The sequence below is a fragment of the Streptomyces sp. NPDC060194 genome (assembly GCF_042728285.1).
In the GTDB taxonomy this organism is placed as follows: Bacteria; Actinomycetota; Actinomycetes; order Streptomycetales; family Streptomycetaceae; genus Streptomyces.
Map to the genome: position 1 here is coordinate 30,651 of NZ_JBHWZH010000034.1, position 19,525 is coordinate 50,175.

17 protein-coding genes are annotated in these 19,525 nt (G+C 72.3%); 10 read left to right on the plus strand and 7 right to left on the minus strand.

Going from position 1 to position 19,525, the window contains the following annotated elements; genetic code table 11:
- Positions 1-11 precede the first annotated feature (11 nt).
- The 5 genes from ACFWEG_RS10400 to ACFWEG_RS10420 all read right to left on the minus strand — a co-directional run bounded on the left by ACFWEG_RS10400 (position 12) and on the right by ACFWEG_RS10420 (position 5,134).
- Positions 12-1,595: an FAD-dependent monooxygenase gene (locus ACFWEG_RS10400; RefSeq protein WP_387211780.1), complete on the minus strand. Its 1,584-nt coding sequence runs from the start codon at positions 1,593-1,595 to the stop codon at positions 12-14.
- Between the two features lie 175 nt (positions 1,596-1,770).
- Positions 1,771-2,673: an amino acid ABC transporter permease gene (locus ACFWEG_RS10405; RefSeq protein WP_387211783.1), complete on the minus strand. Its 903-nt coding sequence runs from the start codon at positions 2,671-2,673 to the stop codon at positions 1,771-1,773.
- On the minus strand, positions 2,670-3,338 hold the full coding sequence (locus ACFWEG_RS10410) for an amino acid ABC transporter permease (protein ID WP_387211786.1): 669 nt from the start codon (positions 3,336-3,338) through the stop codon (positions 2,670-2,672). The genes ACFWEG_RS10405 and ACFWEG_RS10410 overlap by 4 nt, the downstream gene beginning before the upstream one ends.
- A gap of 111 nt (positions 3,339-3,449) precedes the next feature.
- Positions 3,450-4,304 (minus strand): glutamate ABC transporter substrate-binding protein, encoded by an 855-nt coding sequence (locus tag ACFWEG_RS10415; RefSeq protein ID WP_387211788.1) that lies wholly within the window; start codon positions 4,302-4,304, stop codon positions 3,450-3,452.
- 53 nt (positions 4,305-4,357) lie between these two features.
- Entirely contained in the window at positions 4,358-5,134 is a 777-nt protein-coding gene (locus ACFWEG_RS10420; RefSeq protein ID WP_387211791.1) for an amino acid ABC transporter ATP-binding protein, read from the minus strand.
- Between the two features lie 268 nt (positions 5,135-5,402).
- Here ACFWEG_RS10420 and ACFWEG_RS10425 point away from each other — a divergent pair, with 268 nt between their 5' ends.
- Positions 5,403-6,104: a response regulator transcription factor gene (locus ACFWEG_RS10425; protein WP_387211794.1), complete on the plus strand. Its 702-nt coding sequence runs from the start codon at positions 5,403-5,405 to the stop codon at positions 6,102-6,104.
- Between the two features lie 18 nt (positions 6,105-6,122).
- Positions 6,123-7,538 carry an ATP-binding protein gene (locus tag ACFWEG_RS10430; protein WP_387211797.1) on the plus strand — a complete coding sequence of 472 codons (1,416 nt, stop codon included), beginning with the start codon at positions 6,123-6,125 and terminating at the stop codon, positions 7,536-7,538.
- A 28-nt stretch (positions 7,539-7,566) separates the two neighbouring features.
- On the opposite strand, the gene ACFWEG_RS10435 is transcribed toward ACFWEG_RS10430, so the two are convergent.
- A complete protein-coding gene (locus ACFWEG_RS10435) occupies positions 7,567-8,562 on the minus strand; it encodes a TAXI family TRAP transporter solute-binding subunit (RefSeq protein WP_387211799.1) in 996 nt (331 codons plus the stop codon).
- Between the two features lie 137 nt (positions 8,563-8,699).
- Here ACFWEG_RS10435 and miaB point away from each other — a divergent pair, with 137 nt between their 5' ends.
- Both miaB and ACFWEG_RS10445 read left to right on the plus strand, forming a co-directional pair.
- Positions 8,700-10,226 carry a tRNA (N6-isopentenyl adenosine(37)-C2)-methylthiotransferase MiaB gene (gene miaB / locus ACFWEG_RS10440; RefSeq protein WP_387211802.1) on the plus strand — a complete coding sequence of 509 codons (1,527 nt, stop codon included), beginning with the start codon at positions 8,700-8,702 and terminating at the stop codon, positions 10,224-10,226.
- Between the two features lie 30 nt (positions 10,227-10,256).
- Positions 10,257-10,991: a class III extradiol dioxygenase subunit B-like domain-containing protein gene (locus ACFWEG_RS10445; RefSeq protein ID WP_387211805.1), complete on the plus strand. Its 735-nt coding sequence runs from the start codon at positions 10,257-10,259 to the stop codon at positions 10,989-10,991.
- Between the two features lie 45 nt (positions 10,992-11,036).
- On the opposite strand, the gene ACFWEG_RS10450 is transcribed toward ACFWEG_RS10445, so the two are convergent.
- The gene (locus tag ACFWEG_RS10450; RefSeq protein WP_387211808.1) at positions 11,037-11,309 is read right to left on the minus strand and encodes an antitoxin; all 273 of its coding nucleotides are present in this window, start codon (positions 11,307-11,309) and stop codon (positions 11,037-11,039) included.
- Between the two features lie 146 nt (positions 11,310-11,455).
- Here ACFWEG_RS10450 and miaA point away from each other — a divergent pair, with 146 nt between their 5' ends.
- From miaA to hflX, 6 genes are all read left to right on the plus strand, one after another.
- Positions 11,456-12,394 (plus strand): tRNA (adenosine(37)-N6)-dimethylallyltransferase MiaA, encoded by a 939-nt coding sequence (gene miaA, locus ACFWEG_RS10455; RefSeq protein WP_387211811.1) that lies wholly within the window; start codon positions 11,456-11,458, stop codon positions 12,392-12,394.
- 108 nt (positions 12,395-12,502) lie between these two features.
- Positions 12,503-12,958, plus strand: a complete 456-nt coding sequence (locus ACFWEG_RS10460) for a hypothetical protein (RefSeq protein WP_387211833.1) — start codon at positions 12,503-12,505, stop codon at positions 12,956-12,958.
- 88 nt (positions 12,959-13,046) lie between these two features.
- Positions 13,047-13,922: a diaminopimelate epimerase gene (dapF, locus tag ACFWEG_RS10465; protein WP_387211814.1), complete on the plus strand. Its 876-nt coding sequence runs from the start codon at positions 13,047-13,049 to the stop codon at positions 13,920-13,922.
- A 148-nt stretch (positions 13,923-14,070) separates the two neighbouring features.
- Complete coding sequence (locus ACFWEG_RS10470; RefSeq protein WP_387211817.1) at positions 14,071-16,182, plus strand: RelA/SpoT family protein; 2,112 nt, start codon at positions 14,071-14,073, stop codon at positions 16,180-16,182.
- 148 nt (positions 16,183-16,330) lie between these two features.
- Complete coding sequence (locus ACFWEG_RS10475; RefSeq protein ID WP_387211820.1) at positions 16,331-17,812, plus strand: M1 family metallopeptidase; 1,482 nt, start codon at positions 16,331-16,333, stop codon at positions 17,810-17,812.
- Positions 17,813-17,982: 170 nt separating this feature from the next.
- A complete protein-coding gene (gene hflX / locus ACFWEG_RS10480) occupies positions 17,983-19,482 on the plus strand; it encodes a GTPase HflX (RefSeq protein ID WP_387211823.1) in 1,500 nt (499 codons plus the stop codon).
- Positions 19,483-19,525: the final 43 nt, after the last annotated feature.

Sequence of the window (19,525 nt, forward strand, 5' to 3'; positions counted from 1 at the left end):
TCAGAACCTGGTCAAACCCTCTGGGCCGTCGGGTCGCACACGGTCGCGCCGCCGCGCACCGCCTCCGCGCACGCGTGCAGCTCGGCCGGCCGCACACCGCCGAGCGCGGCGACGAGATGGCCGTCGGGCCGCACCACGAGCACGCTGTGCGCGGGCGCCTCCGGGTAGCCCTCGGTGACCAGCAGCTCGGCCCGCGTGGGCAGCGCGGCGACCGCCGCCGCCAGACGCGGCATGACGCCCGCGCTCAGCCAGTGCCGCCGGTCCCATACCCCGGTACCCGGGGCCACGAGGACGACCAGCAGCCGGCCCCGCCCCAGCCGGTCCCGCAGCCAGACCGTTTCGCCGTCCGGAGCCGTCACCCGGACGTCCGCCACGGGGGCGCCGGTCGCGGTGCCGATGTCGATCTCCGAGGCCTGGACGTCCGGAAGGAGGGGCGTATGGATGTACACGGGGGGCGCGCCGAGCGGACCGCGACCGACATGGGCGTCGGCCAGCAGGGTGTCGCCCGCGCGGGTGCCGCCGGGCACGACGGACCGCAGCCCCACGCCGCCCCGCAGTATCGGCAGCGCCTGGTCCGCGGCGCGCAGCCGCGCGGCGACGGCGGTGCGGCGCTCGGTCTCGTAGCTGTCCAGGAGGGTGCGGGGGGCCTCGCCGTGCCAGACGAACGCCAGCTTCCAGGCCAGGTTCTCGGCGTCGCGCAGCCCCTCGTCGACGCCCTGGGTGCCGAGCGCCCCCAGGAGGTGCGCCGCGTCCCCGGCGAGGAACGCCCGCTTCACCCGCCACCGGCGGGCCAGCCGGTGGTGCACGGTGTGCACGCCGGTGTCGAGGAGCTCGTAGGGCGGCGTCGTCCCGCCGCACCAGCCGGCCAGGGTGTCGCGTACGCGGGCGACGAGCACGTCGGGGGTGACCAGCTCGCCGCGCGGGGGGAGCAGCCAGTCGAGCCGCCAGGCGCCGTCGCCCATGGGGCGGGCGGAGACCTCGCCGGGGGCGCCGCGCCAGGGCGGCTGACGGTGCAGCAGCGCCTGGCCGGGCCAGGGGAGTTCGGCGCGCAGGGCGGCGACGGCGTGCCGCTCGACCCCGGTGCGGCCGGGGAAGCGGACGTCCAGGAGCTTGCGGACGGTCGACCGGGCGCCGTCGCAGCCGATCAGGTGGCTGCCGCGCCACCAGGTTCCGTCGGGGCCGGCCGTGTGGGCGGTGACGCCGTCAGCGTCCTGCTCGAAGGAGTCCAGCTTGCTCTCGGTGACGATCTTGATGAGCCGCTGCCCCTGAGCGGCTTCGCGCAGGGCGGTGGTGAGCGTGTGCTGGGGGAGGTGCAGCGGGGCGGGCGAGGTGCTGTAGTCGACCCGCTCGACGTCCTGGCGGCGGCGTACGGCACGCCAGCCGGTCCAGCGCACGGCCAGGCCGTCGAGCGCGGTGCCGGAGAGGCGCAGGGCCAGGTCGGCGGTGTCCTCGCGCAGGACGACGGTCCGCGCGGGCCGCTGCTCGTCCTTGCCGGGGCCCTCGTCGAGGACGACGCAGGGCACCGACTGGGCGGCCAGGGAGAGGGCCAGGGCGAGGCCGACCGGGCCTGCCCCGACGATGATCACCGGGTCCACGGCGCGGCTCCTCGTGCCTCTGCGTTGCTGGAGAGGCGGGTGGACGGAGCGGGGTGCGCGATCACACACCGTATGCAACCTGTTGCGCATGCTTGCGTCAAGTGACGAAGGCAGCGACGCCGGGGCGTCGCTGCCTTCGGGGAGGGCGTGCGCCCTCGTGCGCCCTGGTGGGGCGTCAGGCACCCCTGCCGGTCGCCTGGTCGGTCGCCCCGATCACGGCGACCTCCTCGGCGGTCTGCGGGCCCATCGCGGCACCGGTGCTCTTCTTGCGGCGGCGCAGCCGCTTCTCGAGCCAGCTCGCGAACGAGGTGAGGGCGAAGTTGAGCGCGATGAAGACGACGGCGACGACGACGAAGCTGGGGATCACGGACGCGTAGAAGGCGGCTGCCGTCTTGCGCGCGTTCAGCAGCTCGGTGAAGCCGAGCATGACGCCGCCGAGGGCGGTGTCCTTCACGATGACGACGAGCTGGCTGACGATCGCCGGCAGCATCACGGTGACGGCCTGCGGCAGCAGGATGGTCATCATGATCTGGCTCTTGCGCATGCCGATCGCCATCGCGGCTTCGGACTGGCCCTTGGGGAGGGACAGGATGCCCGCGCGGACGACCTCCGCGAGGACCGAGGCGTTGTAGAGGACCAGGCCGGTGACGACGGCGTACAAGGGGCGCGCCTCGGACGAGATGTCGGTCGACCGGGCGTAGAACTCGTTCGCGAAGAACATGAGAACGAGTACGGGGATGGCGCGGAAGAACTCGACGATCGCACCGGCCGGCAGACGCACCCAGGAGTGGTCGGAGAGGCGGGCGATCCCGAAAATCGCCCCTAGGGGCAGGGCTATGAGGAGTGACAGTCCCGCGGCCTTAAGCGTGTTCAGAAGCCCCGGCAGGAGATAGCCGGTCCACGTCGACGGCTCGGCCAGGAAAGGTCGCCACTTCGCCCAGTCGAGCTGTCCCTTCTCGTCAAGCACACTCAGCACGAAGTACGCGGCGAGTGCGAGCAGGAGGAGGAAGACGACGGACACGACCAGGTTGCGCGCCTTGGCCCGGGGCCCGGGGGCGTCGTACAGAACGGAGCTCATCGCTTCACCGCCACACGCTTGCCGACCCGTCCCAGGAGCAGACCGGTGGGGAGGGTCAGGAGTACGAATCCCAGCGCGATGACCGCGGCTACGGGAAAGGGTTGTGCCGTCTTCTCGATCATGGTCTTCATCAGCAGCGCCGCTTCGGCCACACCGATGGCGGAGGCCACGGTCGTGTTCTTGATGAGCGCGATCAGCACGTTGGTGAGAGGGGCCACGACGGAGCGGAACGCCTGGGGCAGGACGATCAGCGTCAGGACCTGGAAGAAGCTCAGCCCGATGGCCCGGGCGGCCTCCGCCTGGCCGACGGGAACGGTGTTGATGCCCGATCGGATCGCTTCGCAGACGAATGCGGCGGTGTACGCGGAGAGACCGAGGACCGCGAGCCGGAAGTCCCTGGTCGCGAAGACGTCCGGCGACCCCATCGTCACACCGAAGACACCGGCCAGACCGAGTGAGGTGAAGACGATGATGATGGTGAGCGGAGTGTTCCGCACCACGTTCACGTAGACGGTGCCGAAGGCCCGCATGAGCGGGACGGGGCTGACCCGCATTCCGGCCAGCACTGTTCCCAGCACCAGGGAAAATATGGCGGAGTAGAAGGCGAGCTGCACGGTGAGCCAGAAGGCACCGAGCAGGTCGAAATCTCCGATGAAGTCGAACACGATCTCCCGCGCCCTCGAGTGTGTTGATGGCGAAGTGCGCCGCCGTCACGGCCGGGAACGGCCCGACGGCGGCGCACCTTCCGTGCGCAGATGTCGCCCGAAGGCGACGGATCAGGCCTTCGGCGGGACGACCGTGCCGACCTTGGGCGCGGGCTCGTTCTCGTAGGTGTCGCCGAAGTTGTCCTTGACGGCCTGCTCCCAGGCACCGTCGGAGACCATCTTCTCCAGGGCGGTGTTGATCTTCGCCTTGAGGTCGCTGCCCTCCTTGACGCCGATGCCGTAGTTCTCGTTGCTCAGCTCCAGGCCGGCGAGCTTGAACTGGCCCTTGTACTGCTCCTGGGCGGCGTAGCCGGCGAGGATCGAGTCGTCCGTCGTCAGCGCGTCGACCTGGCCGCTGGCGAGACCCTCGATGCACTCGGAGTACGTGCCGAGCTCCTGGAGCTGCGCCTTGGGGGCGATCTTCTCCTTGACGTTCTGGGCGGAGGTCGAACCGGTCACCGAGCACAGCTTCTTGCCGTTCAGGTCCGTGCCCGACTTGATGTCGGAGTCGGCCTTCACGAGAAGGTCCTGATGGGCCAGCAGGTACGGGCCGGCGAAGTCGACCGACTTCTCACGCTCGTCGTTGATCGAGTACGAGGCGGCGATGAACTGGACGTCGCCACGCGACAGCGCGTTCTCGCGCTCCGCGCTCGGCGTCTCGATGAACTCGATGTCGCCCTCCGCGTAACCGAGCTCCTTGGCCACGTACGTCGCGACGGCCACGTCGAAGCCGGAGAACTTGCCGTCGGGGCTCTTGAGGCCGATGCCCGGCTGGTCGTACTTGATGCCGACCTTGATCTTCTTGCCGCCGCTCTCGCCGCCCGTGCTGTCCGAGCCGCCGTCGCCGTCGTCCCCGCCGCACGCGGTGGCGGTGAGGGCGAGTACCAGGGCGGCGGCGGTGGCCGCGGTGACCTTGCGAAGCTTCATGGTGAACATCCTTCGGTTACGAGGGTGCGGAGGTGCCGGAGTGCGGGTGCGCGTCAGTGGTGGAGGATCTTCGACAGGAAGTCCTTGGCCCGGTCGCTGCGGGGGTTGCTGAAGAACTGGTCCGGGGCCGCTTCCTCGACGATCCGGCCGTCGGCCATGAACACCACGCGGTTGGCGGCGGAGCGGGCGAAGCCCATCTCGTGGGTGACGACGATCATCGTCATGCCGTCCCGGGCCAGTTGCTGCATGACCTCGAGGACCTCGTTGATCATCTCGGGGTCGAGCGCCGAGGTCGGCTCGTCGAAGAGCATCACCTTGGGGTCCATCGCGAGCGCCCGGGCGATGGCCACGCGCTGCTGCTGACCGCCGGAGAGCTGGGCGGGGTACTTGTCCGCCTGCGAGGCGACGCCGACGCGGTCGAGCAGTGCGCGCGCCTTCTCCTCGGCGGCCTTCTTCTCCGCCTTGCGGACCTTGAGCATGCCCAACGTCACGTTCTCGAGCACGGTCTTGTGCGCGAAGAGGTTGAACGACTGGAAGACCATGCCCACGTCGGCGCGCAGCCTGGCCAGGGCCTTGCCCTCGGCGGGCAGTGGCTTTCCGTCGATGGTGATCTCGCCCGAGTCGATCGTCTCCAGGCGGTTGATCGTCCGGCACAGCGTCGACTTGCCCGAGCCCGAGGGGCCGATCACGACGACGACCTCACCGCGCGTGATGGTCAGATCGATGTCCTGGAGCACGTGCAGCGCGCCGAAGTGCTTGTTGACGTTGCTCAGTACGACCAGCTCGCCGGCCGCGGGCACGGCGTCCTTGGTCACCGATACTTCGGTCATCCGCCTCTTGCTCCGTCCTCATCGAGTGCGATTGGACATTAGTAATGCCGTACGACCTGCGTCATTACATCTGAGGGGAAATTGAGCATAACGATCCGGCCGCAACCGGACACACTGCGTGAACAGGACGCCCCGGTCCCGTACCGGCTGCATAACGGAACGTGCGCGTAACAGGAAGTGCCTTGACCAGGACACCGCTCATCGGCGTACATGCCTGGGTACGTCCGCGACCGCGGAGTGAACGACCGGTGATCGGAAGGGGGCCCCTTTGAGGCTGTTGCTCGTCGAGGACGACGACCACGTCGCCGCGGCCCTCTCCGCCGTCCTCAAGCGGCACGGTTTCGACGTGACGCACGCGCGCAACGGCGAGGAGGCGCTGCACGCCCTCCTGCCGCCGGGCGAGGGCGTCAAGCCGTTCGGCGTCGTGCTGCTCGACCTGGGGCTGCCGGACCAGGACGGCTACGAGGTCTGCGGCAGGATCCGCAAGCGCTCGGCCGTACCCGTCATCATGGTCACCGCCCGTGCGGACGTGCGCTCGCGCATCCACGGCCTCAACCTGGGCGCCGACGACTACGTGGTCAAGCCGTACGACACCGGTGAGCTGCTGGCCCGCATCCACGCGGTCAGCCGGCGCACCGGGCCCGACGAGGCGCAGCCCTCGGAGGAGCCCGAGGCGGGGCTGCGGCTCGGTCCGATCCGCATCGAGCTGCCCACCCGCAGGGTGAGCGTCGACGGCAGGGACGTCGCGCTGACCCGCAAGGAGTTCGACCTGCTCGCGCTGCTCGCGCAGCGGCCCGGAGTGGTCTTCCGGCGCGAGCAGATCATCAGCGAGGTGTGGCGGACCAGTTGGGAGGGGACGGGGCGCACCCTGGAGGTGCACGTGGCCTCCCTGCGTTCCAAGCTGGGGCTGCCCGCCCTCGTCGAGACGGTCCGGGGGGTCGGCTACCGGCTCGTCGTGCCCGCCTCCTGAGCCCCGTCGGCCCCGCCCGTGCGCAAGCTGCTGCTCAGACTCCTCATCGCCCTCATGGCGTGCGTCCTGCTCGCCCTGGGCTTCCCGCTCGCCATGAGCGTGGCCGCCGCCGAGCAGCAGGAGGTCGTCGTCGACCGCATCGACGACACGGCCCGCTTCGCCTCCCTCGCGCAGTTCATCTCCGAGGGCACCCAGGGGGCCGAGGAGAAGCGCTCCACCCTGGAGGCCGAACTCGACCGCTACCACGACGTCTACGGCATCCGGGCGGGGGTCTTCTACCGCAGCGACCGGGCCATGGCGGTCGCCCCGCGCGACTGGAAGGTGCCCCTGGACGGCCAGGCGCGCGCGGCCTACGAGGAGGCCTTCGACAGCCGCCGCAGCCACAACCCGCCCCAGGTGCTGCCCTGGCACGACGACGGGCGGATCGTCGTCGCCTCCCCGGTCATCCGCGACGGCGACGTGATGGCCGTCGTCCTGACCGACTCGCCGACCGACCTCGTGCGTGGCCGCATCCTGCGGGGCTGGCTGCTCATCGGCGTGGGGGAGATGTTCGCGATGCTCGTCGCCGTCGGGGCGGCGTTCCGGCTGACCGGGTGGGTGCTGCGGCCGGTGCGGACGCTCGACGGGGCGGCGCACGACATCGCCACGGGCCAGCTCAACTCCCGGGTCGCGGCGTCCAGCGGGCCGCCGGAACTCCGGCGCCTGGCACGTTCGTTCAACGAGATGGCCGACCACGTCGAGGACGTCCTGGAGCAGCAGCGCGCCTTCGTCGCCGACGCCTCCCACCAACTGCGCAACCCGCTGGCCGCGTTGATGCTGCGGATCGAGCTGCTGGCCCTGGAACTGCCCGAGGGCAACGAGGAGATCGCCTCGGTGCGCACCGAGGGCAAGCGGCTGGCGCGCGTCCTCGACGACCTCCTGGACCTGGCCCTCGCCGAGCACGCCCCGGCCGACCTCCAGCTCACCGACCTCGGCGAGCTGGCCGCCGAGCGCGTCGAGGCGTGGCTGCCGCTCGCGCGCGACAAGGGGGTGGATCTCGTGGGGGAGTGCGCCGCGGTGACGGCCTGGGCCGACCCGGTGTCCCTCTCCAGCGTCCTCGACGCCGTGATCGACAACGCGCTGAAGTTCACGCCCGGCGGCGAGCAGGTCACCGTCACCGTCGCCGCCAACGGCGAGACCTCCATGATCGTGGTGGCGGACCTGGGGCCGGGGCTCCCGGAGGACGAACTGGCCCGCATCGGCGACCGGTTCTGGCGTTCCACCCGGCACCAGAACGTCAAGGGCTCGGGTCTCGGGCTCTCCATCGCGCGCGCCCTGCTGCTCGCCGGGCGCGGGTCCCTCGCCTACGCGCCCAACGAGCCCCACGGCCTGCGGGTGACCCTCAGGCTGCCCCGTACGGCCCCCGCGGCCCCGGCGGGCGGCCCGCAGACCTGACCGGGCGCCGGACCCCGCAGCGGGGCGGCTACGGCTTCACCGAGCGGTAGTAGCGCCGTGCGCCATCGTGCAGCTCCAGCGGGTCGGTGTAGAGCGCGGTGCGGACGTCGACGAGCTGGGCGGCGTGCACCGCCTTGCCGATGGTGTCCCGGCTGTCGATCACGGCCCGGGTCAGGGCCTCCGTGAGACCGCGGTCCGCGCGGTCGGTGGTCACCAGCAGGTTCGCCACCGCGAGCGTCGTCACCGGCCGGCCGTTCTGGGCGCGGGCGTAGGCCGTCTCCGGCATCACGGCCGAGCGGTAGTAGCGGGCCACGCCGCCCATCCGGTGCAGCGCGTCGACCAGGTCGCCCAGCGGTACGAGGCGGATGTCGGTCCGCTTCGACAGCTCGGTGATCGCGTTGGTCGGCAGACCGCCGGACCAGAAGAACGCGTCGATGCTGCCGGCCTCGAGGCGGTCGTCCACGGTGTCGATGCCGTAGGACGTCGGGTCGACGTCCTCGTACAGGTCGAGACCGGCCGCCCGGAGCACCTGCTCCGCTATCAGCCGCACCCCCGAGTCCTCCGGGCCGACGCCGACGGTCGCGCCGCGGAGGTCGTCGATGGAGTCGATCGCGGAGTCGGCCCGTACGACGAGGTGGATGTAGTCGTCGTAGAGGCGCACGCACCCGCGCAGCCGGTCGCCGCCCGGACCGCCCTCCTGGATGTACTTCTCCACGGCGTCCGCCGCCGCGATGGTGAAGTCGGCCCTGCCGGTGGCCACGCGGGCGACGTTCTCCTGGGAGCCGTCGCTGTTCATCAGCCGCATGGTGACGTCGGGCAGGTCCCGCGCGGCCGCCGCCTGGAGCCGTTTGCCGTACAGCTGGTAGACGCCGGTGTCGATGCCCGTGCTGAAGCGCACCGTCCCCTTGGGGGAGGGGGGACCCATGGGGAGCAGCCACCACAGGAGCAGCCCGAGCGCCACCAGGACCGCCGCCGCCGACAGCAGGGCGCGGCGACCGCGGAGGCGGGGGAGGGACAGGGGCATGGCGCGATCCTGCCAGCTGGGGCCCGGGGTGACCAGGGGCGTTCCCCGCGGTGCACCTCCTCGGGAGCGCCCGCGCGCCGAGGCCGTCCCCTGGGGCGTCGGCGTGAGCGGTCCGCGCGGACCCTTACCCTGGACGGGTGACCAGCAGCAGTGACCGGACCGGAGCAGTGGACCACGTGGGTGAGAGTCGGAGCTACGAGATCCGCACGTACGGCTGCCAGATGAACGTGCACGACAGCGAGCGCCTGTCGGGCCTCCTGGAGGACGCCGGCTACGTGCGGGCCCCCAAGGACGCCGACGGCGACGCCGACGTGGTGGTGTTCAACACCTGCGCCGTGCGGGAGAACGCCGACAACAAGCTCTACGGCAACCTCGGCCGGCTGGCGCCGATGAAGACGAAGCGGCCCGGCATGCAGATCGCCGTCGGCGGCTGCCTGGCCCAGAAGGACCGCGACACCATCGTCTCCAAGGCGCCCTGGGTCGACGTGGTCTTCGGGACGCACAACATCGGCAAGCTCCCGGTCCTCCTGGAGCGGGCCCGGGTGCAGGAGGAGGCGCAGGTCGAGATCGCCGAGTCGCTGGAGGCGTTCCCCTCGACCCTGCCGACCCGCCGCGAGAGCGCCTACGCGGCCTGGGTGTCCATCTCCGTCGGCTGCAACAACACCTGCACCTTCTGCATCGTGCCCGCGCTGCGCGGGAAGGAGAAGGACCGCAGGACCGGCGACATCCTCGCCGAGATCGAGGCCCTGGTCGCCGAGGGCGTCTCCGAGATCACCCTGCTCGGCCAGAACGTCAACGCCTACGGGTCCGACATCGGCGACCGCGAGGCGTTCTCCAAGCTCCTGCGGGCCTGCGGGAGGATCGAGGGCCTGGAGCGCGTCCGCTTCACCTCGCCGCACCCGCGCGACTTCACCGACGACGTCATCGCCGCGATGGCCGAGACGCCGAACGTCATGCCGCAGCTCCACATGCCCATGCAGTCCGGCTCGGACACGGTCCTCAAGGCGATGCGCCGGTCCTACCGACAGGAACGGTTCCTCGGGATCATCGAGAAGGTGCGCGCGGCCATGCCGGACGCCGCCATCTCCACCGACATCATCGTCGGCTTCCCCGGCGAGACCGAGGAGGACTTCGAGCAGACCATGCACGCGGTCCGCGAGGCGCGCTTCGCCAACGCGTTCACGTTCCAGTACAGCAAGCGCCCCGGGACCCCGGCGGCGACGATGGACGGGCAGGTCCCCAAGGAAGTCGTCCAGGAGCGCTACATGCGCCTGTCGGCCCTCCAGGAGGAGATCTCCTGGAGCGAGAACAAGAAGCAGGTCGGCCGGACCCTCGACATCATGGTGGCCGAGGGTGAGGGCCGTAAGGACGGCGCGACCCACCGGCTCTCCGGGCGCGCGCCCGACAACCGGCTGGTCCACTTCACCAAGCCCGACGGCGACGTGCGTCCCGGGGACGTCGTCACCGTCGAGATCACCTACGCCGCCCCGCACCACCTGCTTGCCGAGGGCGCACCGCTCGGTGTCCGGCGGACCCGCGCGGGCGACGCCTGGGAGAAGCGCCAGGGCGCTCCCAAGGCCGCACCCGGGGTGATGCTCGGACTGCCGAAGATCGGCGTTCCGGAGCCGCTCCCGGCGGTCACCGGCGGCTGCTCGGTCGGCTGATCCGGGTCGCACGCCAGTAGGCTGCCGATCATGCTCGTAGCCGCCGCCGTCTGCCCCTGCCCGCCGCTCCTCGTCCCCGAGGTGGCCGCCGGCGCCGCCCCCGAGCTGGACCCGTTGCGGGCCGCGTGCGAACGGGCCGTCGCGGCGCTGGCCGAGGCCCGTCCGGACCGGTTGGTCGTGGTCGGGCCGGCCGACGTCGTCGGGGTGGAGACGTTTCCGCAGGGCGCCGCGGGTTCGTTCCGGGGCTTCGGCGTCGGTCTGGACGTGCGTCTGGGGTCGGCGCCGCTCGACGCGCACCGCGATGCCCCGCGCGGGGCCGGGGAGCTTGCGCTGCCGGCCTCGCTGGCGGTCGCCGCCGTCCTCCTGGAGCGTGCGGGCTGGACCGGGCCCGTGACGGGCGTCGGTGTCGGGGAACCTCTCGCGGCCGAGCGGTGTATCCCGTACGGAAGGACGCTCACGGCCGGGAGCGAGCGGATCGCGTTGCTGGTGATGGGGGACGGCAGCGCGTGCCGGTCGCTGAAGGCGCCGGGCTACCTCGACGAGAGGGCGACGGCTTTCGACGAGGAGGCGGCACGGGCGCTCGGGGCGGCGGACGTGGACGCCCTCGCGGCCCTGGACGCCGGGCTCGCCGCGGAGCTGAAGGCCGCGGGCCGCGCGCCGTGGCAGGTCCTCGCGGGCGCGGCCGAGGGCGCGGGGCTGCGCGGCGAGCTGCTCCACGACGACGCGCCCTACGGCGTCGGCTACCTGACGGCGCTCTGGTCGTAGGGCGGCCGCCTCACGACCGGGCGGCCGCCGCTGCCGACGGCGCGGTCAGGCCGCCGGGGGCGGGGGAGGAGGCGTGGTGCCCGTGGGGCCGCCGCCGGCTCCGCCGTCGCCCTTGTCGCCCATCCGGTCCAGGGCCTCCTTCGCCTTGCCCGTGCCGCTGCGGATCTGACCGCTGTACTTGCCCTTGGTCTTGGAGTCCACCGCCTTCGCGGCCTTGTCGATCCCCTGGTCGATCTTGTCGTTGTGCTGCTGCGCGAGATCGCCGACCTTGTCCTTCGCCGGCGCGAGCTTGGCCTTGAGCGTGTCCAGGAAGCCCATGGGGGCACCTTCCCTCGTCGGGACAATCCGACAAAACGGATTTTCGGTACTCATACCGTACTCGGGTGGGCGAGATCACGCCCTGCCCCCCTGTTCACGGCCCCGACGGTCCCGGGGCGGCCCGTCCGGTTTGCGAGACTGTCACCGTGAGCACCGCACCCCCCGCGCCGCGGGTCATCGCAGTCGTCGGACCCACCGCGGCCGGTAAATCCGATCTCGGCGTCTTCCTCGCCCGCGAGCTGGGCGGAGAGGTGATCAACGCCGACTCGATGCAGCTGTACCGGGGGATGGACATCGGCACCGCCAAGCTGACGCTCCCCGAGCGAGGCGGGGTCCCGCACCGCCTGCTGGACATCTGGGACGTCACCGAGGCGGCCAGCGTCGCCGAATATCAGCGCCTGGCCCGCGCCGAGATCGACCGCCTGCTCGCCGAGGGCCGCACGCCCGTCCTGGTCGGCGGCTCCGGGCTGTACGTGCGCGGCGCCGTCGACCGCCTCGACTTCCCCGGCACCGACGCCGCAGTCCGCGCCCGGCTCGAGGAGGAGCTGACCCTGCGCGGGCCCGGCGCCCTGCACGCGCGGCTGGCCGCGGCCGACCCCGAGGCGGGCCGCGCCATCCTGCCCGGCAACGGACGCCGGATCGTGCGCGCCCTGGAGGTCATCGAGATCACCGGCAAGCCCTTCACAGCCAACCTCCCGGGGCACGAGTCGTTCTACGACACCCTTCAGATCGGCGTCGACGTCGCCCGCCCCGAGCTGGACGAGCGCATCGCGGACCGGGTGGACCGCATGTGGGAGGCGGGGCTCGTCGAGGAGGTGCGGTCCCTGGAGGAGCGCGGTCTGCGGGACGGGCGGACGGCGTCCCGCGCGCTCGGCTACCAGCAGGTGCTCTCGGCGCTGGCGGGGGAGTGCACCGAGGACGAGGCCCGGGCGGAGACCGTGCGCGCGACCAAGCGCTTCGCGCGCCGGCAGGACTCCTGGTTCCGCCGCGATCCGCGGGTCCACTGGCTCAGCGGGGCGGCGGCCGACCGCGGCGAACTTCGCTCCCGGGCCCGCGCGTTGCTCGAACGACCGGTCACGACCTGATCACGTGATGGCATCGGGACGCCCCGGCCGCCATTCCGGCCGCCGTGAGCGTGCCATCATCGAGCATCGATCGACCGTTCAGGCTCTGAGTTGGGAGGGCGCGTGACGATGGAAGCGGGCCCCCGCGACACCGCGGACACGGCGGACGGGGCCCCGGGTCGGATCATCCCGGACGGGCCCGAGCCCGACGGCACTCCCCCCGCCCACCTGCGCGAGCCGCTGGGCGAGGAGGTCGAGGTCGAACTGCGGCCCCAGCGGCGGATGCGGATCTGGCACCTCGCGCCCATCACCGCGCTCACCGCCGTCGGCTCGCTGATGTTCGCCTTCCCGCTCGCCTTCGCCTACGAGGACGGCGGCGCGGTCGTCGCCATGCTCGGCCTGCTGCTGTGCTGCTGCGCCGCCGGCTGGGGCGTGATGGCGGCCCGGCGGGTCGGCTCCACCTGGCCCGGCCTCCCGCCGCGCGGCTCGGGCCGCCGCCCCGACTGGCGGGTGATCGCGCTGTACACACTCGTCGTGGTCGCCCTCGCCGTGCTCGCCGTCTGGCGCGTCGCCCGGCTGCGCTGACGCCGCCCCGAGGTCCGCGGGCCGGCGCCGTGCCGGCCGGTCCACCCGAGGCGCCGGACTGTCGCCGGTCCGCCGTACGATCGACGGCATGACCACCAGCGCGCCGATCGCCTTCCTCAAGGGTCACGGGACCGAGAACGACTTCGTGATCGTCCCGGACCCCGGCAACTCCGTCGACCTGCCCGCCGAGGCCGTCGCGCGCCTGTGCGACCGCAGGGCCGGGCTCGGCGCGGACGGCGTCCTGCACGTGGTGCGCAGCGCGGCCCACCCCGAAGCGGCCCACCTGGCCGACACCGCCGAGTGGTTCATGGACTACCGGAACGCGGACGGCTCGATCGCCGAGATGTGCGGCAACGGCGTCCGGGTCTTCGCCCGCTACCTCCAGCACGCCGGCCTCGCGGCCGAGGGCGAGCTGGCGATCGCCACCCGCGGCGGGGTGAAGCGGGTCCACCTCGACAAGAACGGCGACGTCACCGTCCTCATGGGCCGCGCCGTCCTCCCGGCGGACGGCGTCACGGTCACCGTCGGCGGCCGCAGCTGGGACGCGCTCAACGTCTCCATGGGCAACCCGCACGCGGTGGCCTTCGTCGACGACCTCGACCACGCCGGCCGCCTCCTGGAGCCCCCGGCCTACGCCCCCGCCGCCGTCTACCCCGACGGCGTCAACGTCGAGTTCGTGGTCGACCGCGGCCCCGGGCACGTGGCGATGCGCGTCCACGAACGCGGTTCCGGGGAGACCCGCTCCTGCGGCACCGGCGCGTGCGCGGTCGCCGTGGCCGCCGCCCGCCGCGACGGCGCCGACCCGGCGGTCACCGGCGCCCCGGCGACGTACACCGTGGACCTGCCCGGCGGCACGCTCGTGATCACCGAGCGGGCGGACGGCGAGATCGAGATGACCGGGCCCGCCGTCATCGTGGCCGAGGGCGTCCTCGACGCCTCCTGGTGGGACACGGGTGAGCGGTGAAGCTTCGCTCGAACGGGTGATCCGGTTCACGCTCGGCGAGAGCGGCCCGGCCGTACGTGGTGGGCTCGGTAGCATCAAGCACCGGCCCCCGAGGACGTCAGGTCGTCGCCCCTCGGCCCGTCGCCGGTCCCGTACGCCGGAGGTGCCCGTGAGTGCAGAGGCCGCAGACCCCGTGACCCCCGTCGCTCCCGCGCCGGAGAGCCGCCGCCGCGGCCGTCCGCGGCTGGATCTGCGCCGTCTCGGCCGGGCCGCGATGATCGGATCGGGTCCGCGCGAGCGCTTCTCCGACGCGCTGAGCCATGTGGCCGAAGCGCACCGCGCCCGCCATCCCGAGGCCGACCTCGCCACCCTGCACCGGGCGTACGTCCTCGCGGAGAGCTCGCACCGCGGGCAGATGCGCAAGAGCGGTGAGCCCTACATCACCCACCCGCTCGCCGTCACCCTGATCCTGGCCCAGCTCGGCGCGGAGACGACCACGCTGACGGCCTCGCTGCTCCACGACACCGTCGAGGACACCGACGTCACCCTGGAGCAGGTGCGCCGCGAGTTCGGCGAGGAGGTCGCCTACCTGGTCGACGGCGTCACCAAGCTGGAGAAGGTCGACTACGGGGCGGCCGCCGAACCCGAGACGTTCCGCAAGATGCTGGTCGCCACGGGGAACGACGTCCGGGTGATGTCGATCAAACTCGCGGACCGGCTGCACAACATGCGCACGCTCGGCGTGATGCGCCCCGAGAAGCAGGCCCGCATCGCGCTCGTGACCCGCGACGTCCTCATCCCGCTCGCCGAGCGGCTCGGTGTCCAGGCGCTCAAGACCGAGCTGGAGGACCTCGTCTTCGCGATCCTCCACCCCGCCGAGTACGAGGCGACCCACGCCCTGATCGAGGCGAACGCCCGCCGCTTGGACCCGCTGGCGGCCTTCGCGGAGGAGTTCCGCGCCGTCCTGCGCGAGGCGGACATCGACGCCGAGGTCCTGGTGCGGCCCCGGCACCACCTCTCCGTGCACCGCACCCGGGTCAAGCGCGGGGAACTGCGCGGGTCCGAGTTCGGCCGCCTCCTGGTCCTCGTCGGCGAGGACGCCGACTGCTACGCCGTCCTCGGCGAGCTGCACACCTGCTTCACCCCGGTGATCTCGGAGTTCAAGGACTTCATCGCGGTGCCGAAGTTCAACCTCTACCAGTCGCTGCACACGGCGGTCGCCCGGCCGGACGGCGAGGTCGCCGAGGTCCTCATCCGGACCCAGCAGATGCACACGGTCGCCGAGGCCGGCGTCGTCGCGCTCGGCAACCCCTACATCGCGCAGGACCCCGCCCAGGACGTCTCCGACCCGCCGGACGGCGAGCGTGCCGACCCGACCCGGCCCGGCTGGCTCTCGCGCCTGCTCGACTGGCAGGAGGCCGCCCCGGACCCGGAGACCTTCTACAGCTCGCTGCGCGCGGACCTCGCCCAGGACCGGGAGATCACCGTCTTCCGCACCGAGGGCGGCACCATCGGGCTGCCGGCCGGCGCGAGCTGCGTGGACGCCGCCTACGCCGACCACGGCGAGCAGGGGCACGCGGTCATCGGGGCCAGGGTCAACGGCCGGCTGACCTCGCTGAGCACGGTCCTGCGCGACGGCGACACCGTGCAGCTGCTCGTCGCCCCCGACACCGGCTTCGGCCCCTCGCCCGACTGGCTCGACCACGCCCGCACGCCCGCCGCGCGGATCGCGATCTCCGCCTGGCTGGCCGCCCACCCCGGCACGCACGAGGACGCCGACGCACCGCGCCCCGCACCCGCCGTCCCCGGTCTGCGGCGCGCCGCCTCCGACATGGTGGTGGACCTCCCCGGAGCCGGCCCGGTCCGGCTCGCCGGCTGCTGCACCCCCGTCCCGCCCGACGAGGTGACCGGCTTCGCGGTCCGTGGCGGGGCCGTGACCGTCCACCGGCTGAGCTGTCCGGCCGTGGCGCGGATGGAGGACCTCGGGCGGCCCCCGGTGGCGGCGCGGTGGGGTGCGCAGAGCGCGGAGGGCTGCCGGGTCACCCTGGTCGCGGAGTCCTTCGGCCGTCCGCACCTGCTCGCCGACCTCACGGAGGTGATCGCGGCGGAGGGCGCGGCGATCGTCTCCGCCACCGTTGAACCGCCCAGCGAGCAGCGCGTGCGGCACACGTACACCCTGCACCTGGCGGACGCGCTCGGCCTTCCCGCGCTGATGCGCGCGATGCGCGAGGTGCCCGGCGTCTACGACGTGAGCCGCGCGCAGCACCACGCCCCGGCCTGACCGGCCGGCGGACCCGGGCTCTCCGGCGGCCGACCGTCCTGACCGTCGGCCGTCGGGGAACCGGCCGCGCACCGCTCCCGCAGCCCGTACGGGTGGACCGGCGCGCGTTGACGACCGACTGTCCGTGGTCAGCTGATAACCGTGGGTGATGCCGCTCACCCTCCGCCGCCGCATGCGCGCAGGCCTCCTCGCCGCCGCCTCCGCCGCCGTGATCGCCGCCACGAGCCCGTCGCCCATCCCGCTGGGCATCGGCGACCCCCTCTTCCCGCACCTCGGGAACCCCGGATACGACGTCCTGGCGTACGACATCGCCCTCGACTACTCCGGGGACAACACCGCGCCCCTGGACGCCGTCACCGTCCTCGACGCCCGCGCGCTGACCCGTCTGCAACGGATCAACCTCGACTTCGACCGCGGGACCGTGACGTCGGTCGAGGTGGACGGCGAGCCCGCCGCGTTCGCCCGGGCCGGCGAGGACCTCGTCGTCACCCCCGACGCCCCCGTCGAGGCCTCCGCGCGGACCCGGATCACCGTGAAGCACACCAGCGTGCCGACGGGGAAGAACGACGGCGGTTGGGTGCGCACCGGGGACGGGCTCGTCATGGCGAACCAGGCGGACGCCGCGCACCGCGTCTTCCCCTGCAACGACCACCCCTCGGACAAGGCTATGTTCACCTTCCGGATCACCACCCGGAAGCCCGACCTGACGGCGGTCGCCAGCGGCCTGCCGATCGACGTCCGCACGTCCGCGGCCGACGGCGCCGTCACCGCCGCGTACCGGACCTCCCGCCCCATGGCCACCGAGCTCGCGCAGGTCTCGATCGGCCGGAACGCCGTCGTGCGCCGCACGGGCCCGCACGGCCTTCCCCTCAGGGACGTGGTGCGGACCGAGGACCGCGAGACGATCGAGCCGTGGCTGGCGAAGACCCCCGACCACCTGCGGTGGATGGAGAGCAGGGTCGGCCGCTACCCCTTCGAGACCTACGGCGTCCTCGCCGCCGACGTGACGACCGGCTTCGCGCTGGAGACGCAGACGCTGTCCCTCTTCGAGCGCCGGCTGTTCACCGAGCCGCGGCTCCCCGCCTGGTACGTCGAATCGATCATGGTCCATGAGCTGGCCCACCACTGGTTCGGCAACAGCGTCTCGCCGCGCAACTGGTCGGACCTCTGGCTGAGCGAGGGGCACGCCACCTGGTACGAGGCCCTGTTCACCGAGGACCGCACCGGGCGGTCGCTGCAGGAGCGGATGCGCAACGCCTACCGCAGGTCCGACCAGTGGCGCGCGGCGGGCGGGCCGCCGGCGGCGCCCGAGCAGCCCGCGCCGGGCAGAAAACTGAGCCTGTTCCGGCCCGTCGTCTACGACGGCAGCGCGCTGGTCCTCTACGCGCTGCGGGCCGAGATCGGGCAGGCCGCCTTCGACCGCCTGGAGCGGAGCTGGGTGGGCGAACACGCCCACGGCTCGGCGTCGACGGCCGACTTCGTGCGCCTGGCCTCGCGCACCGCGGCCCGTGACCTCACCGGCTTCTTCCAGGAGTGGCTCTACGCGCGGAAGACCCCCGCCATGCCGGGGCACCCGGACTGGACCTCCGACGCACCGGCCGAGGCGGGCGGAAAGGCGGCGAAATCCTGATGACGGGCCGGTCGGCGCCGTGGGACGATTCTGCGGTCGGCGGCGCTGCCGGGCCCGGAATTATCGGACGGTCCCACACGTTGGTACCGACAAGGACTCCCCTCCGCTCGTCGTGGGCCCCGCCCGCGTGACACCCGGGAATCCATCGATTCCATCGACGTAAGGATCAAATGACCTCCTCTTCATCCCCTTCCCAGAACGCTCAGAACGGTCAGCAGGGCTTTTCCGAGGGGCTTCGGGCCGACGCTCTGATGGAAGAGGACGTCGCCTGGAGCTACGAGATCGACGGCGAGCGTGACGGCGACCAGTACGACCGCTCCGAGCGCGCCGCGCTGCGCCGGGTGGCCGGCCTCTCCACCGAGCTCGAGGACGTCACCGAGGTCGAGTACCGGCAGCTCCGTCTGGAGCGCGTGGTGCTCGTCGGTGTGTGGACGTCCGGCACGGCGCAGGACGCCGACAACTCCATGGCCGAGCTCGCCGCCCTCGCCGAGACGGCCGGCGCGTTCGTCCTCGACGGGGTCGTGCAACGCCGCGACAAACCCGACCCGGCCACCTACATCGGCTCGGGCAAGGCCAGGGAGCTGCGGGACATCGTCCTGGAGTCCGGCGCGGACACGGTCGTCTGCGACGGTGAGCTCAGCCCCGGCCAGCTCATCCACCTCGAGGATGTCGTCAAGGTCAAGGTCGTCGACCGGACGGCCCTGATCCTCGACATCTTCGCCCAGCACGCCAAGTCCCGGGAGGGCAAGGCGCAGGTCTCGCTCGCGCAGATGCAGTACATGCTGCCGCGGCTGCGCGGCTGGGGTCAGTCGTTGTCGCGTCAGATGGGCGGCGGCGGGACCAGCGGCGGCGGCGGGATGGCCACCCGTGGTCCCGGTGAGACCAAGATCGAGACGGACCGGCGGCGGATCCGCGAGAAGATGGCGAAGATGCGCCGGGAGATCGCGGAGATGAAGACCGGCCGCGAGATCAAGCGGCAGGAGCGGCGCCGCAACCAGGTGCCCTCGGTCGCGATCGCCGGATACACCAACGCCGGCAAGTCCTCCCTGCTCAACCGGCTCACCGGCGCGGGCGTGCTCGTGGAGAACGCCCTGTTCGCCACCCTCGACCCGACCGTCCGCCGGGCCGAGACCCCGTCGGGGCGGCACTACACCCTGGCCGACACCGTCGGCTTCGTCCGGCACCTGCCGCACCACCTCGTCGAGGCGTTCCGCTCCACGATGGAGGAGGTCGGCGACTCCGACCTCATCCTGCACGTCGTGGACGGCTCGCACCCGGCGCCGGAGGAGCAGTTGGCGGCCGTGCGCGAGGTGATCCGCGACGTCGGCGCGACGAAGGTCCCCGAGATCGTCGTGGTCAACAAGGCGGACGCGGCGGACCCGCTCGTCCTCCAGCGCCTGCTGCGCAACGAGAAGCACGCGATCGTGGTCTCGGCGCGTACGGGGCAGGGCATCGACGAACTGCTCGCACTGATCGACGACGAACTGCCGCGGCCGTCCGTCGGGATCGAGGTCGTCGTGCCGTACACCGAGGGCCAGCTCGTCGCCCGGGCGCATGCCGAGGGCGAGGTGATCTCCGAGGAGCATCTCGCGGAGGGCACCCTGCTCAAGGCGCGGGTGCACGAGGTGCTGGCGGCGGAGTTCGCCCGCTTCGTACCGGCCGCTCACTGACGCTGTCCAGCACGACAGGGCCCGCCCCGGAGCAGTCCGGGGC

What these genes read in the sequence shown, in the direction of transcription:
- ACFWEG_RS10405 (WP_387211783.1), bottom strand. Translation starts at nt 2,673, where the DNA reads ATGAGCTCCGTTCTGTACGACGCCCCCGGGCCCCGGGCCAAGGCGCGC.
- ACFWEG_RS10415 (WP_387211788.1), bottom strand. Translation starts at nt 4,304, where the DNA reads ATGAAGCTTCGCAAGGTCACCGCGGCCACCGCCGCCGCCCTGGTACTC.
- ACFWEG_RS10420 (WP_387211791.1), bottom strand. Translation starts at nt 5,134, where the DNA reads ATGACCGAAGTATCGGTGACCAAGGACGCCGTGCCCGCGGCCGGCGAG.
- ACFWEG_RS10435 (WP_387211799.1), bottom strand. Translation starts at nt 8,562, where the DNA reads ATGCCCCTGTCCCTCCCCCGCCTCCGCGGTCGCCGCGCCCTGCTGTCG.
- ACFWEG_RS10445 (WP_387211805.1), top strand. Translation starts at nt 10,257, where the DNA reads ATGCTCGTAGCCGCCGCCGTCTGCCCCTGCCCGCCGCTCCTCGTCCCC.
- ACFWEG_RS10450 (WP_387211808.1), bottom strand. Translation starts at nt 11,309, where the DNA reads ATGGGCTTCCTGGACACGCTCAAGGCCAAGCTCGCGCCGGCGAAGGAC.
- ACFWEG_RS10460 (WP_387211833.1), top strand. Translation starts at nt 12,503, where the DNA reads ATGGAAGCGGGCCCCCGCGACACCGCGGACACGGCGGACGGGGCCCCG.
- dapF (WP_387211814.1), top strand. Translation starts at nt 13,047, where the DNA reads ATGACCACCAGCGCGCCGATCGCCTTCCTCAAGGGTCACGGGACCGAG.
- ACFWEG_RS10475 (WP_387211820.1), top strand. Translation starts at nt 16,331, where the DNA reads ATGCCGCTCACCCTCCGCCGCCGCATGCGCGCAGGCCTCCTCGCCGCC.
- hflX (WP_387211823.1), top strand. Translation starts at nt 17,983, where the DNA reads ATGACCTCCTCTTCATCCCCTTCCCAGAACGCTCAGAACGGTCAGCAG.